The sequence below is a fragment of the Arthrobacter sp. BG3 genome, assembly GCF_056680185.1.
Genome location: NZ_CM155270.1, coordinates 100692 through 118407, shown reverse-complemented (window position 1 = coordinate 118407; position 17716 = coordinate 100692). Strand labels below are relative to the sequence as shown.

The window sequence follows — 17716 nt, the reverse complement described above, 5'->3', positions numbered from 1 at the left end:
CGGCGCTGTCAGCCGCGGTTCCGGGCCTTATTCACTATGCCACGGGCAATTTGATCAGTTCCCCAAATTCATTGGGGCCGGTGGGCAGCAATGAGCTGATCCATGATCAAGTCAATTCGGTTGTCCACCACGCGACGACTTTCAAGCTCGTCATGCCATTCGACTATTTCGCGCGCTCCCCGTTCGAAAGGTATGAAGTCAGCCGCCGCCCCGGCCACGGCCCGGATCTTGCTGTTGTCGAATATCAGGGAATGTGCCTTGTCCCCCAGCAGGGCACCGCCCCAATCCGCATCGACACCGTTGATCGAGTCCGAGGGTACGTGAACGATGCGAGCGGTCGCTCCTGCAGCCTCAGCCACTATTTCGTATATCCGGTTCCACGTCAGAACCTCATCTGAGGTGATGTGGTATGCCTCTCCCAATGTCGCTGGATTCCCGATCAGCGGTGTGAAGAACCGCGCGAAATCGGAATGGTGGGTCAGCGTCCACAGGGACGTTCCGTCGCCATGAACGACCACCTCCTTGCCTTGGCGCATCCGCTCGACGGCGGTCCAACGGCCGTCCAGAGGCATCCGCGTCGGGCCATACGTGTGCGAAGGACGCACGACCGTAACAGGGAAACTCTCGTCCCGGTATGCCTCGAGCAAAGTGCTCTCGGCCTCAATCTTCCCTCGGGAGTATCTCAGGAAGGGGTTCCGAAGCGGCGTTGACTCCGTGATCGGAAGCCGGGCTGGCGGTGTCTGGTACGCAGAGGCGGAGCTGATGAATATGTACTGGCCCGTCAGGCCGCGGAAGAGTTCAATGGCAGTCCTGGCGTGAGGGGCGTCGAATGCCACGAAGTCAACCACGGAGTCGAACTCTTGACCGTTGAGAGCTTGGCGCGCAGCGTCGACGTCGCGTATGTCGCCTTTGATTCTCCGGACTTCTTCCGGGATGGCACCCTCCAACTTGCCCCGGTTGAGGATTGTCACATCCAGGCCCTGTTCCACGGCACGGGTCACGCAGGCACTGCTGATGATACCGGTCCCGCCAATGAACAGAACGCTCTTCCCGTAAGGCATCAGGGCCCCTTCCTCTCATGCGGATCTGGCGCGTGCACTTGTGTCGTCCCACTGGCGGGGGACCCGCCTGGACCGTGGGCGCCGGGAGGTGTTTTGAAAGCGGCCCTCAAGTCCTTGCGGGTCTCACCCAGGTGCCGGGCCATGGCTTCCGCTGCCGCTTTACTGTCCCGGGCGGCAACTTTGGCGTAAATCTTGGCGTGCTGAGAAATTAGATCCTGAAGGTCTTGATGCGTGGCGCAGTGTCCGGAGATACTGGCCATTCGCCCTGCCCGGAGCGGTTCCTCCATGCCCTCAACTATGAGGCCTAAGGTCTTGTTGCCACTCGCTGTCGCGAGAGCAGCGTGAAATCGGACGTCGGCGTCGTTGAAGGACTGAATATCTGTGGCCGAATTCTTCATGTAGGTCAGGGCCAGCTCCAAGGCTGCGAGATCGGACTGGGTTGCATGCAGCGCAGCAAGCGAGGCCGCGTGCACCTCCACTGCCATCCTGACCTCCAACAATTCCAACAACCCGGAGGCGTCCCTGCGGACCGACGCCGAAAAGAAATCCCTCAAAGGGGCAGCGTTAGGATGTGCCAACGTCGCCCGGCGGCCATGGTTGATGTTCACGAGACCGCGGGCTTGGAACGTGCGGATGCCCTCGCGAACGGTGAGCCGGCTGATGCCCAGCTCTTCGGCCAAATCGGCTTCGGATGGCAGTTGGTCCCCGGGCTGAAGGACCCCGTCGAAGATGAGAGTCTCCAGGTACTGGACGGCAATTTCTGTCGCTGATCCTTGCCGACGCGTGGTACGCGACCCGGCCCGCCTAGGGGGCGGCTCGTTCTTCATCACCATGCCACCACTATTACAGAACCCTGACAGCCTGGAAAGACATCAGATAAGTAAGCATCATGGACGCGTTTGAAAAAGCTTTAGCGCAGGACTTCACATCGCACTTATGCCGATGTATCGTGAATCACATCAGATAACTGTTAGCGCTCACATTTCATTTCTGGGCGCTTCGCCAGTGATCACTTACTCCCTGTAGTTGAGAATCGGCGTGGCGCTGAAGCCACGCCGGAGAACGGAAGTCACATGCCTAAATTCGTTCGAGGCCGCTACCTGCCCCTTGCCCTGACTGCCATCGTGGCGGCTGTGGTACCGCTGGCCGCTTGTGGTGGACCCAGTAACCAATCGCCCGCCGGGCAGTCCTCGGCCCCGGTGGAAATGTGGGCCCGAGCGGCGACTGCCAGCCAGAGCCAGCCGCTGGTCGACGCGTACAACGCAACACACGACACCAAAATCCAGCTGACTGTTGTGCCGACCGACAGTTACATCCAGAAAGTAGGCGTCGCCGCGGGGGCGAAGCAGCTTCCCTGCCTGATGTCCTCTGATGTCGTCTACATGCCGAACTTTCTGTCCAAGAACCTCTTCTTGGACATTACAGAGAAGGTCAACGCTCTCCCGTACAAGGACTCCCTTGTGAAGGGGTTGATGGAGCTGGGCACAAACGAGGGCAAGACCTATTCCGTTCCCCACACAATCGGCATGTCCGCACTCTTCCAGAATGAGGTGCTGCTCGAAAAGGCGGGCATTGACCCCAAGGCCGAGATTACGTCCCTGAAGCAGCTGCAGACGAATGCCGCCAAGGTGGCAGCACTGGGTAGCGACATCAGTGGCTTGTACTACACAGGCAACGCGGCCGGCACCATCGCATTCACACACTTCCCGTCGATCTGGGCCTCGGGTGGCGGAGCGCTCTCGGACGACGGGAAGAAGTCGCTGCTAGGCGAGCAGAAGTCGACCGAGGTATTTACGATCTACAACGAGATGTTCAAGGCCGGGTCAACCCCCAAGAGCGTCATGAGCGAAACGGGTGCGACCCGAAACCAGGTCTTCGGCACCGGCAAGGTCGGCTATCTGCTGGGTAGCAATTCGGTGCTGCAGACGGTGAAGGAAACCCCTGACTTGAAAATCGGTGTGCAGGGCATCCCGGGCATCGAAGGAGGCCAGAGCACGTTCCTCGGCGGCGACGTCTTGGGGATTTCCAGCACGTGCGCGAACCCCGATGCTGCCTGGGACTTCCTGTCCTGGACCCTCACCCCTGAGGCGCAGGTGGAAGTTTATGCCAAGAGCAACCAGCTCACGGTCCGGACGGATCTGGCGAAGAACAAGTACACAGAAAATGACCCCAGGATCATCAAGGAGAACGAACTTGTCGCTAAGGGCAAGACGCCGTACTCGCTGAACTTCGGCCAGACGTTCAACGACCCAAACGGTCCGGCGCTGAGCGCATTCCGTGACGCTCTGTTCGGCGAGGATGCAACCAAGGCACTGAAGTCGGCCGAAGGCGCGATCAACTCTTCCCTGTCCCAATAGTCTCCGCCGCAATCAGCGTGGGCGGGACATCAGTGTCCGGTGTCCCGCCCACGCGAAAGCCTCGAATTAACAAGGAGCAACCCGCATGACCGCGGTGCAAACAACAACCGAACCGGTGAAGCAACAACCCGTTGCCGCCCGAAAATCCTTGAGGTTACGGCACGAAGGACTCATCGGAGCTTTGTATGCGCTCCCGGCGGGGGCCTTCGTCGTTGTGTTTTTCGTTCTTCCTCTTCTCCTGGCCTTTTGGATGTCGCTGAATAACTGGCCGCTCATAGGCCAGCCACGATTCAATGCCCCGGCCAACTACGAAGCCATTGGCCAGAACGAACTTTTCCTGAAGTCGATCTGGTTCACCATCAAATACACCCTAGTAGTCACTGCTATCTTCCTGACGGTGTCTTTGGGGATGGCGCTGCTGGTTCAAAACTCACGCCCCGGTGTGGGCTTCTTCCGCACGGCCTTCCTGCTGCCCTCCGCAGTGGGACTTGCCTCAGCTTCCCTGCTCTTTTACGCGATGTACAACAATGACTTCGGACCGCTCGGAGCCCTCTTCCGAACGCTCGGCCTCGCCGAGGGCGACCCCGACTTCCTCGGGACACCCGACAACGCCTTTGCCTCCACGGTTGCCATGGTCACCTGGCGTTTCGCCGGCTTCAACATGATCATCCTGCTCACAGGGCTCCAGGCAATTCCCCTCGACGTGTACGAAGCCGCTCGCATCGACGGAGCCAGCTGGTTCCAGCAGCTGCGGCATATCACCTTGCCACTGCTTAAACCGACCATCCTGCTGATTCTGATCTTGAGCATCACCGGATCGCTGCTGGCTTTCGAGCCGTTCTATGTCCTCACCGGTGGTGGACCCAGCAATAGCACCGTCACCATGGTCATCACCATGTTCCGCGAGGCATTCTCGCTTTTCAGTCTCGGAAAGGCGGCAGCCATTGCAATGGTGCTGCTCGTCGTACTGGTTGCAATCAACGCCAGCCAACTCTACTTCTTCCGGAATAAGGACCCAAAGTGACAACCTTCCTCGCCTCGGCCGGCAACCGGAAAAAAGTCGGAAATGCGGGCTTCTATACTGTCGCAGGTGCCCTTGCCATTCTGTTCCTCGCACCACTCGCCTGGTCCGGTTTCAGTTCAATATTCGGGCCAGACGCCGGCGGCGGAGTTACGGGATTCGGCACTGACAACTACCAGAGACTCATCCGATACGGAGCCGGCCTGGGAACCTACGCCACCAACAGCGTCATCGTCTCCCTCATCTCCGTCGCCGGGACCCTGACAGTAACCGTTCTCGGAGGCTACGCCCTTGCCCGGTTCAATTTCCCCGGAAAGAACCTGCTCTTCGTCGGCGCCCTGGCGATCCTGATGATTCCGCATCCAACCATCCTCATCCCCCTTTACACGCTGCTTGGGTACGCCGGACTGCAGAACTCTCTCGTAGGCGTCGCCCTGGTCATGATCATGTTCCAGCTGCCCTTCGGTCTGTTCATGATGCGCAATGCCTTCGAAGCTCTGCCCAGCGAACTCGAGGAAGCCGCTCTGCTGGATGGCTGCAACTCCTTTGGAGCGCTGCGCCGGGTACTCTTGCGGGCAGTCGTACCGGCCATGGTCACCGTCGGCATGTTTGCCTTCCTCGCCTCGTGGAATGAATTCCTGACGCCGCTGATCTTCCTCACACAAGGGCAAAATTTCACCCTTCCGGTAGCCCTAGTCAGCCTGCGCAGCGGCGAAATGGGGGCCATCGACCTCGGCGCACTACAAGCTGGAATCGTTGTCACGGCCATTCCCTGCATCCTCGTCTTCACCCTCCTTCAGCGGCACTACGTTCGAGGCTTCACTGCCGGTGCCGTCCGCTAAGCGATCCAGCTCCCCGCGGCTCCACATCCCAGACCCACCTAGTTTTCTGTCCAACACAATCAAAGGAACCACTCGGTAATGACCGCCACTCCCTCGACTGCCGCCCCCGTCCTGCCCCGATCCCGCTCCGTCTTGATGCCCCTTCCCATGACCACTGTGGCCATTACGGGAGGCTTCTGGGCAGAAAAACAGGCTCTAAATCGCGATGCGATCATTCCGCATTGCGACCACTCCCTTGAACGCGTTGGCTGGGTGGAGAACTTCCGGGCAGCCGTGCGCGGAACGCTCGAGACAGAGCGTGTCGGTCGCCTTTTCACCGACTCGGAAATTTACAAAACCATGGAAGCCATGGCCTGGGAAAACGCCCGCGAAGATTCACTGCACTTCCGGGCGCGGCTGGAGGAACTGGCCGGCCTCCTGGAAAAGACCCAGCAGGAAGACGGCTACCTGAACACCTTCTACGGCTACCCGGGCGGCCCGGAACGCTACAGCGACATGGATTTGGGCCACGAGCTTTACTGCTACGGCCACCTGCTCCAAGCCGCTGTCGCAGGAATGCGGGCCGGAGGCCCCGAAACCCTGCAGTCCGTTGCTGTCCGCGTTGCCGACCACATCTGCGACACCTTCGGTCCTAACGGCCTCCAGACCCTCTGCGGGCACCCCGAGATAGAGACAGCACTTGTGGAGCTCTACCGCGAAACGGGCGACCACCGATACCTTGATCAGGCAAAGATCTTCATCGACCGCCGTGGTCACCAGATTCTGGGCGACACCATGTACGGCGGGCGCGACTACTACCAGGACAACGTCCCAATTCGGGAGGCAGATGTGCTCGTCGGCCATGCTGTCCGCGCACTCTACCTCGCGGCCGGAGCGATCGACGTCGCCGTCGAAACCGGCGATGGTGAACTCTTGCAAAAGGTAAAGGATCAATACGACAGGACGCTCGAACGCCGCACATACCTCACTGGAGGAATGGGATCCAATCACCACGGCGAAACCTTCGGCGAAGACTTCGAGTTGCCCAGCGAGCGCGCCTACGCCGAAACCTGCGCATCCATTGCCTCCGTGCACGTTGCGTGGCGGCTGTTGCTCGCGACAGGCCAGTCCTCCTACGCGGACATCATTGAACGCACCCTGTTCAACAGCGTAATCTCATCCCCCTCTTTTGATGGGAAGTCCTTCTTTTACGTCAACACCCTGCATCGCCGGTCTCCTGGGATCGAACCCGAGCCTGGGGTCCCCAGTTTGCGCCGCACGGATGGAACCCGAGCTTCCTGGTTCACGACCTCCTGTTGCCCCACGAATATCGCTCGGACGCTGGCCAGCCTGGGCGGCTATGCCGCCACCGCCGACGACGCGGGGATCCAGGTCCACCAGTACATTGAGGGGACCATCTCCCATGCCATCGGTGGAAACCGGAACATCTCCGTATCGACGGAAACTGCCTACCCGGCCGACGGTCGCATCGCTCTGCGGATCACCGAAACAGACGGAGCCCCCTGGGCTCTCTCCCTGCGTATCCCGGACTGGTCCACCAGCCCGAAAATCAGCGTCAACGGCGTGCCCTTCGAGATCGCTCAAGGCGTCACCGTCGTGACCCGCCCATGGCAGAAGGGGGATACCGTATCAATTGACCTTGAGGTGGCCCCACGCTTTACGTATCCGGATCGTCGGATCGACGCCCTTCGGCGGACTGCTGCAGTGGAGTGTGGCCCTCTGGTCTACTGCCTTGAGTCCCCGGACCAACCCGACTTGGACCTGGATCTAGTGGAGCTCGACGTTAACAGCCCCCTGATCCCATCCGAGGATCGGGACCTTGCCCCTGGCTCGGCGTCAATTCGGGCCTCGGGTTTTGTAACCGAGGGCCAATCCGACGGCTTGCCCTACAGCAGTCAGCCCACGGGCCCGGTGAAAGTGAGAGCAGTTGAGCTGATATTCAGTCCCTACTTCCTATGGGCGAACCGTGGCCCCTCGACCATGCGCGTCTGGGTACCCGCTTCCGTCCACTAAGAACTAGCTGAGTGTGCCTCTGTGCTGGCGGCAGGATTATGAGCCAGCACAGAAGCGCGACTCTGGACGCCACTCTGGAGAGGACGCGAACCCATGGCCGTTGGACAACCGCTCGACCCCGCGCCGTTCGTGACGCACGGCTTTTTCACGGGCCCCCGTCTCCGGAGCAGCAGGATTTGGATGCCGTCCATTGCTGGCGGGGCTGCATCGCAGTCTCGGCAGTTTCAGGTCTTCAGTCCGACATATTTGAACGCCAGATACTACGCCGCGCGGGACCCTCTGCCCCAAACTGTCAGGGCCGCTTTGACCTAGGGCGCCGATGCTGTCGGGAACTGAACTGCTGCGCGGCCAGCCCAGTATGCGCGGCGGCAACGCCTTTTAGGCTAGCGCACCAGCCCGACCACGATGCTCTCCACCACCAAATTGCAATAGTCAACCGACAAGACATCCCATAGGGGAAGAACGGCGCCACAATGGAATTCCGATACTTGGGTAATAGCGGTTTCAAGGTCTCCGAGATCACGTTCGGCAACTGGCTGACCCACGGCTCACAGGTAGACAACGACGTCGCCGCCCAGTGCGTGCGGGCGGCCCTCGACGCCGGCATCAGCACCTTCGACACCGCCGATGCCTACGCCAACACTGCCGCCGAGACGGTCCTCGGTGAAGCGCTAAAGGGCGAACGCCGGCAGTCGTTGGAGATCCTAACCAAGGTGTTCTGGCCCACCGGCCCCAAGGGAAAGAACGACCTCGGCCTTTCCCGCAAGCACATCATGGAATCCATCGACGGCTCGCTCAGCCGGCTGCAGACGGAATACGTAGACCTGTACCAGGCGCACCGCTACGACTTCGAAACTCCCCTCGAGGAAACCATGCAGGCGTTCGCGGACATTGTGCGGCAGGGAAAGGCCCTGTACATCGGGGTCAGCGAATGGACCGCCGAACAGCTCCGGGATGGACACGCCCTCGCGAAAGAACTGGGCTTCCAGCTGATCTCCAACCAGCCCCAGTACTCCATGCTCTGGCGCGTCGTCGAGGAAGAAGTAGTTCCGGCCTCGGAGGAACTCGGCATCTCCCAGATCGTCTGGTCCCCGATGGCCCAGGGAGTCCTCAGCGGAAAGTACCTGCCCGGCCAGCCACTGCCGGAAGGCAGCCGCGCCACCGACGCGCACGGCGGCGCGACCACAATCAAACGATGGATGCGCGACGACATCCTGAGCGCCGTGCAGCAGCTCAAGCCGATCGCGGAGCAGTGCGCTCTAACCCTGCCGCAGCTTGCCGTTGCCTGGGTACTCCAGAACCCTAACGTCGCCTCGGCAATCATCGGCGCCTCGCGGCCGGAGCAGGTGAACTCCAACGCCAAGGCCGCAGGAATGAAGCTTGACGGCGACATCTTGGCGATGATCGACGACGCTGTGGGTTCTCTGGCCGAAAGGGATCCCAATCTGACCAGCTCACCTGCAACTCGGGAGCTGTAGCCCTACTAATGACTACAACAAAAACAGTGCAGGTACAGTCTTGCTGTCGGCGCGGCGGCTGGACCTTTCGAGAATTAGGATGCCGGCCATGAAGCTTGCAAATGCAATTGAAAGTGCTGTCTACAAGGGTGCCCCCCGAAAGCTACCCCGGCTTCAGGATGTGGCAGAACTCGCCGGAGTCTCGCACCAGACCGTGTCGAGGGTAATCAACGACCATCCCAACGTCAGCAAGGCCACACGCGACCGAGTGGAGGCGGCTATTGTCGAGCTGGGTTACCGGCGCAACACCGCAGCGCGGAGCCTGGTCACCCGCCGTTCCCAGACCATCGGTGTCCTGGCCAGCGAGCTCTCCCAGTACGGTCCAGCCAATACGCTGCTGGGAGTGGAACAGGCCGCCCGGAATGCCGGCTACTTCGTCAGTATCGCGGCACTGAAGTCTGTCAGCCGTGAGGCGATATTCGACGCCGTCGGGCACTTCATGGACCAGTCCGTGGACGGCATCGTGGTGATTGTGCCGCATTCTGACACGTTGCTTGCCCTGGCGGAACTTAAGCCCGGCATACCGGTGGTGGCTGTCGGCTCGCTCGGAAATGACGCGGTGAGCGGCGCCATGGTGGACCAGACGCGCGGAGCCGAACTCGCCGTCGGGCACCTAATTGAACTGGGCCATCGGCGAATTGGGCACATCGCCGGGCCTCAGGACTGGATCGACGGTTCGGCGAGGGCCGAGGCCTGGCGCGCCACCCTGCGCTCGGCCGGTCTTGAGGACAATCTCCTGATGACGGGGGACTGGAGCGCCAACAGCGGATACGAGATCGGGAAGCAGCTGGCTGCCGAACGCTCCGCTACGGCCGTTTTCGTGGGAAACGACCAGATGGCGCTGGGCCTGCTACGGGCGTTCAACGAGGCAGGTATCCGTGTCCCCGACGACGTCTCCGTCGTCGGGTTCGATGACCAGCCGGAATCGGCCTACTTCATCCCTCCGCTCACCACCGTCCGCCAGGACTTCGAGGAACTTGGTCGGCGTTGCTTGGGGATCATGCTGACGGCCATCGAGGACGGTGAAAGCGTAAGTACCACGGTGGTGGAGCCCGAACTGGTGGTCAGAGAGAGTACCTCGCCTCTCTGATCGAGGTACTTCCTCGGCTGAATCGTGAGCCAGTGTAACGAAGCCATAGGGGCGACAACCCTGTTAGCGCTCACGCTTGACTGGAAAAAGCAGCTCATCCAAAAGGAAAGCTCGGTATTGGAGGATTGATGGACGACACAGCATACGACGAAAATTATGTCATTGGCGTGGACTACGGCACGTTGTCCGGACGGGCCGTCGTGGTCCGGGTCCGGGACGGCAAGGAACTCGGCAGCGGCGTCTTCGACTACCCGCACGCGGTGGTTACCAGTGAGCTTCCGGAGGACACGGCGGGTGTCGGTGGCATCCGGCTTCCGGGCGAATGGGCGCTCCAGGTCCCCGACGACTACCGGGAGGTCCTGCGCCACGCGGTGCCCGCGGCGATCGCCGACGCTGGAATCGATCCGGCCGCCGTCGTGGGGATCGCGACGGACTTCACCGCGTGCACGATGGTGCCCGTCAAGGCCGACGGCACCCCGCTCAACGAATGGCCGGGCTTCGCGGACAGGCCGCACGCCTATGTGAAGCTGTGGCGCCATCACGCGGCGCAGGCGCAAGCGGACCGGATTAACGCCCTCGCAGCCGAACGGGGCGAGAGATGGCTGCCCCTCTACGGAGGGCTGATCTCCTCCGAATGGGAGTTCGCCAAGGGCCTGCAGCTGCTCGAGGAAGACCCGGAGAGCTACGCCGCGATGGACCGCTGGGTGGAAGCGGCCGATTGGATCGTCTGGGAGCTGTGTGGCAACTACGTGCGCAACGCCTGCACGGCCGGCTACAAGGGGATCTACCAGGAGGGCCGCTACCCGTCCGAGGACTTCCTGGCCGCCCTGAACCCGCAGTTCAGGGACTTCGTGTCCGCCAAGCTGGAACACACCATCGGCCGGCTCGGCGATGCAGCCGGTTACCTCACCACCGAGGCCGCTGCCTGGACCGGGCTCCCGGAGGGTATCGCGGTCGCGGTCGGCAACGTGGACGCCCACGTCACCGCGCCGGCCGCCAAAGCGGTAGAACCGGGCCAGCTTGTGGCCATCATGGGAACCTCCACTTGCCACGTCATGAACGGCGACGAACTGCGGGAAGTTCCCGGGATGTGCGGCGTCGTCGACGGCGGAATCGTGGACGGTCTCTGGGGCTACGAAGCCGGGCAGTCCGGGGTGGGAGACATCTTCGGCTGGTTCACCAAGAACGGTGTCCCACCGAACTACCATGAGGCCGCCGAGGCCGCCGGACTGGGCATCCACGAATACCTCACCGACCTCGCCTCCGGCCAGGAAATCGGTGAACACGGGCTGATCGCACTCGACTGGCACTCGGGAAACCGCTCCGTGCTGGTGGACCACGAACTCTCCGGCCTGGTGGTTGGCCAGACCCTGGCCACGAAACCCGAGGATACCTACCGGGCGCTGCTGGAGGCCACGGCCTTCGGTACCCGCACCATTGTGGACGCTTTCCGCGACTCGGGGGTTCCGGTGAAGGAATTCATCGTCGCCGGCGGGCTGCTAAAGAACAAGCTTCTGATGCAGATCTACGCCGATGTCACGGGACTGCAGCTCTCCACCATCGGCTCCCCCCAAGGCCCCGCACTGGGTTCGGCCATCCACGCCGCAGTCGCGGCCGGAAAGTACCCGAACATCAGGGTGGCCTCGGCCGCGATGGGCTCGGCGCCGGGCGCGGTCTACACGCCGATCCCGGAAAACGTCGCGGCCTACGACGAACTCTTCAAGGAGTACCGGACCCTGCACGACTACTTCGGCAGGGGAAGCAACGGCGTCATGCACCGGCTCAAAGCGATCCAACGCAAAGCCGTCCGGCCCCTCCATGACAAGGTCCTGCTGTCCGAAGGAGTGCCGGCATGAGCGTACTGCTGGAATCCATCGCCCGGATCCGACATGAAGTGTGCGCACTGCACTCGGAGCTGACCCGCTACCAGCTGGTGGTCTGGACCGCGGGAAACGTCTCCGCGCGCGTCCCCGGCCACGACCTGATGGTCATCAAACCGTCCGGCGTCTCCTACGCCGAGCTGACCCCCGAGCTGATGGTGGTCACGGACCTGTACGGCACCCCGGTCAGCTCACTTCCCGCCGGCGGCGGCGGCCCGGCCGAATGGTGCAACCCGGCCCTGTCGCCGTCCTCGGACACCGCGGCGCACGCCTACGTGTACCGGCACATGCCTGAGGTCGGCGGAGTGGTCCACACCCACTCCACCTACGCCACCGCTTGGGCCGCGCGGGGCGAGCCCATCCCGTGCGTGCTGACCATGATGGGGGACGAGTTCGGCGGCCCCATCCCGGTGGGCCCGTTCGCGCTGATCGGTGACGACTCGATCGGCCGCGGCATCGTGGACACCCTGGCCCGGTCCACCTCGCCGGCTGTGCTGATGCAGAACCACGGACCGTTCACCGTGGGCAAGGACGCCCGCTTGGCGGTCAAAGCCGCTGTGATGTGCGAGGAAGTGGCCAAGACGGTCCACGTTTCCCGCCAGCTCGGCGAGCCGCTGCCGATCGACCAGGCCCAGATCGACTCGCTCTACTCCCGCTACCAGAACGTCTACGGCCGCTAGGCCCAAAGACCAGGCCGCTAGGCCGCGAAACCGCCGTCCCTCAACCTTCCGCAGGAGAAAACATGAGCAATGCCAACAACACGTCCCTTGAGCACTACGAGGTCTGGTTTCTCACCGGCAGCCAGCACCTCTACGGCGAGGATGTCCTCAAGCAGGTCGCCGCGCAGTCGCGGGAGATCGCCGACGCGCTGAACGGTTCTGCTGACGTCCCCGTGAAAATCGTCTGGAAGCCCGTGCTCACGGACTCGGACGCCATCCGCCGCACCGCCCTGGAAGCGAACTCCGACGACGCCGTGATCGGCGTGACTGCCTGGATGCACACCTTTTCCCCGGCCAAGATGTGGATCCAGGGCCTGGACCTGCTGCGGAAACCGCTGTTGCACCTGCACACCCAGGCGAACGTCGAGCTGCCATGGGCGGACATCGACTTCGACTTCATGAACCTGAACCAGGCCGCGCACGGCGACCGCGAGTTCGGCTACATCCAGACCCGGCTGGGTATTCCGCGCAAGACGGTCGTCGGCCACGTGTCCAACCCCGAGGTCTCCCGCCAGGTCGGATCGTGGCAGCGCGCCTCCGCGGGCTGGGCGGCCGTCCGGACCCTGAAGCTGACCCGCTTCGGCGACAACATGCGCAACGTCGCCGTCACCGAGGGGGACAAGACGGAGGCCGAGCTGCGCTTCGGCGTCTCGGTGAACACCTGGTCCGTCAACGAACTCGCCGACGCCGTCCACGGCGCCCCGGAGGCCGACGTCGACACCCTCGTCGCCGAGTACGAGCGGCTCTACGACGTAGCCCCCGAACTGCAGGCCGGCGGCGCGCGCCACGAATCGCTGCGCTACAGCGCCCGGATCGAACTGGGCCTGCGGTCCTTCCTAGAAGCCAATGGGTCCGCCGCGTTCACGACCTCCTTCGAAGACCTCGGCACCCTCCGCCAGCTGCCGGGCATGGCCGTGCAGCGGCTCATGGCCGACGGATACGGCTTCGGCGCCGAGGGCGACTGGAAGACCGCCATCCTGGTCCGGGCGGCGAAGGTCATGGGTGCCGGGCTCCCCGGCGGCGCGTCCCTTATGGAGGACTACACGTACCACCTCGTCCCGGGCCAGGAGAAAATCCTGGGCGCCCATATGCTCGAGGTCTGCCCCTCCCTGACCGCCGAAAAGCCCCGGGTGGAAATCCACCCGCTGGGCATCGGCGGCAGGGAAGACCCCGTACGCATGGTTTTCGACACCGACGCCGGACCTGGCGTCGTGGTGGCCCTGTCCGACATGCGCGACCGCTTCCGCCTCGTGGCGAACGCCGTCGACGTCGTGGACCTGGACGAACCGCTGCCCAACCTACCGGTAGCCCGCGCGCTCTGGTCGCCCAAGCCGGACTTCACCACCTCCGCGGCCGCCTGGCTGACCGCCGGGGCCGCCCACCACACCGTCCTGACCACCGCCGTCGGGATGGACGTCTTCGAGGACTTCGCCGAGATCGCCCGCACGGAACTGCTGACCATCGACGACGGCACCACCCTCAAGGGCTTCAAGAAGGAACTGGCCTGGAATGCCGCCTACTACAAGCTGGCCGGCGGGCTGTGACCGAGTACGGGATCCGGGCGGGGGACTACAGTGCCGTCATCATCGCCCGGGGCGCCGCCGTCCGACAGCTCCGGCACCGGGGACGGGACCTGATCGTCCCGTTCCCGGCCGGAGGACCCAACCCGGACTTCCGTGGCGTTCTCGTAGCGCCCTGGCCGAACCGGATTCCCGACGGCAAGTACACCTTTGAGGGCGAGGACTACCAGGTACCGGTCAACGAACCCGGCCGGCAATGCGCCTTGCACGGCTTCACCCCGGAGCTGGACTGGAGGCTGGAGTCCCGTACGGATTCCGCCGTGGAACTCTCGTGCGCCATCTTGCCGGCGCCGGGCTACCCCTTCGCGTTATCGATCACCGCCCGCTACCGGCTGGACGGCGACGGCCTGCACACGACAGTCACGGCGGCCAATACGGGGGACCAGCGGGCACCCTACGGTGTGTGCCCCCACCCCTACCTGCTGGCAGGTCCCGCACCGCTGGACTCATGGACCCTGGAAGTCCCCGCCGCGACGTTCCTTGAGGTGACACCGGACCGGCTGCTGCCACTTGCCACCCGGCCCGTCGCAGGACACGAATACGACTTCCGCACCGCCGGCGTCATCGGTTGCACCGCGATCGACCATGCCTTCACCGACATCGTGTTCGACGGCGGCGGGCAGGCGCGCGTCGCCGTCCGGGACCCCGGCGGAACCGGCGTTGGCATGGCCTGGGACCGGCGCAGCCCGTGGCTCCAAATACACACCGCCGACAAGCATCCGCCCATGCCCAACCGGCTCGGACTCGCCGTCGAACCCATGACCTGCCCCCCGAACGCGTTCAACAGCGGCCAGAACCTGGTGCAGCTCGAACCCGGCGCCACCCACGAAGCTTTCTGGCGCATCTTCGCCGTGTGAGGGCGAGGACTTGGCGCGCGACTAGGTCACGGTAAGTGTCTCCGAGGCAGGCCTTGGCAACAAAGCCAGACCCGCCGTGGATCGCCGGAGCCACAGTGAGCCGCACCACCTTTTGAAATCACTCCGGAGCAGCCTGACAAGAAACCCGCCCAAGATCCGCTTCGTATGTTGTCCCAAACAGTAAACCCCACCCACGAGGAAGAATTTATGATGCCCGAGATTATTGCAGCCGATATCCCTACCTTGACCCTCAACAATGGCGTGAAGATCCCCCAGCTCGGCTTCGGTGTTTTTCAGGTCCCGCCGGAAGAGACTCAGCGCATTGTGGAGGATGCCCTGGAAGCTGGTTACCGGCACATTGACACCGCTGCCGCGTACCGTAACGAGGCCGGTGTCGGGGCCGCCATCGCCGCGTCCGGTATCCCGCGCAAGGACATTTTCATCACCACCAAGCTACGCAACGGCGAGCAGGGCACAGCCCATGATGCGTTCCAGAACAGCCGCACGGCCCTCGGTCTCGACTATGTGGACCTATATCTGATCCACTGGCCTGTACCGTCCCAAGGACTGTTCACGGAGGCCTGGAAGTCTATGGAAAAGCTCTATGCCGGCAGCGAGATCCGCGCAATCGGGGTGTCGAACTTCCTCGATACCCACCTGGACACGCTTCTCCAAGCCTCGGATGTCGTCCCGGCGGTCAACCAGATCGAAATCCACCCGAGCTTCCAGCAGCGGGATCTGGCGGCCAAGAGCCGGTCGTTGGGCATCGCCGTTGAGGCCTACAGTCCTTTGGGGCAGGGCGGCGACCTAGGCGCAGCCACCGTGCAATCACTGGCAGCCCGGCAAAGTGCTACTCCCGCCCAGATCGTGCTGGCCTGGCATCTCGCCCAAGGCACGATCGTCATCCCGAAGTCTTCCGATAGCGCGCGCATGCGGGAAAACCTGAACGCCGCGGCGCACACGCTCACCCCGGCCGAGATAGCGGAGATAACAGCCCTGGAGTCCGGGGCCCGCGCCGGCGCTGATCCCGCCGTTGCCGCGCACAGCCAGCTCTAGCACGTTTGCCGCCACAGCGCTGGAACGGTCCCATTCGGTCTCGGACGGAACCGTCTCCGGCCTTCACCGCCGATTTCTGGACCCGGCAACAAAATGGGTAGAAATGAGGGTGTGCACAATGTGCACACCCTGGGCCTCGGATCGGGTCGTACTGGTGCCGGACTGGGCCGGATTGCGGAGGTTTTCGGGGGAGTGGCGGAAAATCAAGGGCTGGAACCCGGTTCGAGTCCCACCTCGGGCACAGTGTTTCCGCAGTTCAGCGGCTTTTTGGTGTTTTTTCGTGTGCACATTGTGCACACTCCCGCCTCTGATCTGATGTTCCGGGGTGTGTGGGGCCCCGGAAACGGCCTATTTGGTTGTGTGGGGGAGCGGCTGGCTACGGCGGGCCGGGTACCGCCCCGCGGGGTCTCTGCTGGGAGTTCATCCTCCTTCGTCCTTCCGTTGGGTTTTCGCGTTCAACACATCATGGTGGCTAGGACCGCTTACAACATGACGTGATGATTATTCTGTTGATCGACCCAGTGTTGCGGTCTGTCTGGAATTTTCGCTCTGATACCCGTTCATCCAGGAACGCGGGGGGAACGGCATGACCTGGCAACTGATCCGGAGCTGATCATGAGGTCGGTGAGCTTGGCCAGTCGGTTGGCGGGCTGGCTTCCAGGGCTGGTTGGAGGAACTGGTGGGCCTTGCTGCCTCTGCCTTCCCACCAGTTAACCCGCCGCCGCAGCCGGCTTCTGGTATCCGGCGTCGCTGTCCTCGCAGTTTTGGCGGTGGGAGCTGGCTACGTTGCCCTCAATCAGATCCGAACGATCTCTGCCTCCGCCGGCGTCAACGCATGCTGGGCGAGCAGCGCGGCGACGACCCAGACCGGACCTCTACCGATCACCTGTGCGATCGCAGCGGTCGTTCGTGGATACTCGGGCGCATCAGATCAGGAGTCCGGGTCAAGTCCGGTGTCGTGGTGTTGAATGTACCGTTTTAGCCCCGGGACGTTCATACGGGAATCGGCCAACCCGGGAAACACGGCGATCATAGTCTGGAAATTTTGGGTGGCGCTTGCGCCGGTGGGGGACCGGCTTACGGGACGGACCTGCCGGGGACGCCGCGGCGTCTGCAGATTGGATAAGTTTTGCAGGATCATCTTGGAGCGTTAACCTGCTCGGGACTCTGCGACACCGACGGGTCGAGCAGCCATCGCTTCACGGAGTCCGGAGGCGCATGTAACTATGGGACGTGGTCGACGAAGAACTCAGTGGAGCGTTGAGGGCCTACTCCGAGGCTTGTTATCAGTACCATCACGACGCGATGCTCCGGCGCGGTGAGGCTGTGCTGTCAGCGAAGGAGCGATTTTTGGCGGCGGTCGGCTCCGATCGAGGTCAGGAGTTGTGGGCCACTATCCGTGCGTTGCAGGCTGAAGCGGACCGTGTGCCTGACCCGGGCGGACCGATTTCCAACTATGTTGACGCGCTTCGTGCTTGGGCAACTACCCATCCCGAGGTCGACCCCCGCGAAATGGGCGCAATCACCTCCCCCTTGATCCGGGATCACCGGTAAGACACTCTGGCTACTTTGACGATGTGATGGTCAATATTCCGCTCGAGGATGATATCCGTGGGTAACGGCATGCAAGCGACCCAATCCATGTCACTTTCCCCTCCACTGGACGAGTAAACCCCTCTTTGGTCTACCAGATCGGTGAGGGATCCCTGATCGTGCATGTCTA

14 protein-coding genes are annotated in these 17716 nt (G+C 62.7%); 12 read left to right on the top strand and 2 right to left on the bottom strand.

Translation table 11 applies throughout. From position 1 onward, the window contains the following. Positions 1-68 precede the first annotated feature (68 nt). Together AC1MFL_RS00565 and AC1MFL_RS00560 are read right to left on the bottom strand one after the other, a co-directional pair. The gene (locus AC1MFL_RS00565) at positions 69-1061 is read right to left on the bottom strand and encodes an SDR family oxidoreductase (protein WP_479812587.1); all 993 of its coding nucleotides are present in this window, start codon (positions 1059-1061) and stop codon (positions 69-71) included. Then, positions 1061-1894, bottom strand: a complete 834-nt coding sequence (locus AC1MFL_RS00560) for a FadR/GntR family transcriptional regulator (RefSeq protein WP_479812585.1) — start codon at positions 1892-1894, stop codon at positions 1061-1063. Before AC1MFL_RS00560 ends, AC1MFL_RS00565 begins: the two co-directional genes overlap by 1 nt. Before the next feature lie 240 nt (positions 1895-2134). Between AC1MFL_RS00560 and AC1MFL_RS00555 the strand changes: the two genes are divergently transcribed. From AC1MFL_RS00555 to AC1MFL_RS00500, 12 genes are all read left to right on the top strand, one after another. Further along, on the top strand, positions 2135-3418 hold the full coding sequence (locus AC1MFL_RS00555) for an ABC transporter substrate-binding protein (protein WP_479812583.1): 1284 nt from the start codon (positions 2135-2137) through the stop codon (positions 3416-3418). An 85-nt stretch (positions 3419-3503) separates the two neighbouring features. Further along, positions 3504-4442: a carbohydrate ABC transporter permease gene (locus AC1MFL_RS00550; RefSeq protein WP_479812581.1), complete on the top strand. Its 939-nt coding sequence runs from the start codon at positions 3504-3506 to the stop codon at positions 4440-4442. Continuing rightward, entirely contained in the window at positions 4439-5281 is an 843-nt protein-coding gene (locus AC1MFL_RS00545; protein ID WP_479812579.1) for a carbohydrate ABC transporter permease, read from the top strand. Before AC1MFL_RS00550 ends, AC1MFL_RS00545 begins: the two co-directional genes overlap by 4 nt. A 147-nt stretch (positions 5282-5428) precedes the next feature. Then, positions 5429-7294: a glycoside hydrolase family 127 protein gene (locus AC1MFL_RS00540; protein WP_479812577.1), complete on the top strand. Its 1866-nt coding sequence runs from the start codon at positions 5429-5431 to the stop codon at positions 7292-7294. A 473-nt stretch (positions 7295-7767) separates the two neighbouring features. Continuing rightward, complete coding sequence (locus AC1MFL_RS00535) at positions 7768-8772, top strand: aldo/keto reductase family protein (protein WP_479812575.1); 1005 nt, start codon at positions 7768-7770, stop codon at positions 8770-8772. An 88-nt stretch (positions 8773-8860) separates the two neighbouring features. Next, on the top strand, positions 8861-9901 hold the full coding sequence (locus tag AC1MFL_RS00530) for a LacI family DNA-binding transcriptional regulator (protein WP_479812573.1): 1041 nt from the start codon (positions 8861-8863) through the stop codon (positions 9899-9901). 128 nt (positions 9902-10029) lie between these two features. Next, positions 10030-11757, top strand: coding sequence for a ribulokinase (gene araB, locus AC1MFL_RS00525; RefSeq protein ID WP_479812571.1), 1728 nt, complete (start codon positions 10030-10032; stop codon positions 11755-11757). Further along, entirely contained in the window at positions 11754-12461 is a 708-nt protein-coding gene (locus AC1MFL_RS00520; protein ID WP_479812569.1) for an L-ribulose-5-phosphate 4-epimerase, read from the top strand. Before araB ends, AC1MFL_RS00520 begins: the two co-directional genes overlap by 4 nt. A gap of 62 nt (positions 12462-12523) precedes the next feature. Continuing rightward, positions 12524-14044, top strand: coding sequence for an L-arabinose isomerase (araA, locus tag AC1MFL_RS00515; protein ID WP_479812567.1), 1521 nt, complete (start codon positions 12524-12526; stop codon positions 14042-14044). Then, the gene (locus AC1MFL_RS00510) at positions 14041-14937 is read left to right on the top strand and encodes an aldose 1-epimerase family protein (RefSeq protein WP_479812565.1); all 897 of its coding nucleotides are present in this window, start codon (positions 14041-14043) and stop codon (positions 14935-14937) included. The genes araA and AC1MFL_RS00510 overlap by 4 nt, the downstream gene beginning before the upstream one ends. 207 nt (positions 14938-15144) lie before the next feature. Further along, positions 15145-15993 (top strand): aldo/keto reductase, encoded by an 849-nt coding sequence (locus AC1MFL_RS00505; RefSeq protein ID WP_479812563.1) that lies wholly within the window; start codon positions 15145-15147, stop codon positions 15991-15993. Positions 15994-17226: 1233 nt separating this feature from the next. Next, positions 17227-17547, top strand: a complete 321-nt coding sequence (locus tag AC1MFL_RS00500; protein ID WP_479812561.1) for a hypothetical protein — start codon at positions 17227-17229, stop codon at positions 17545-17547. The last annotated feature ends 169 nt before the right edge of the window (positions 17548-17716 follow it).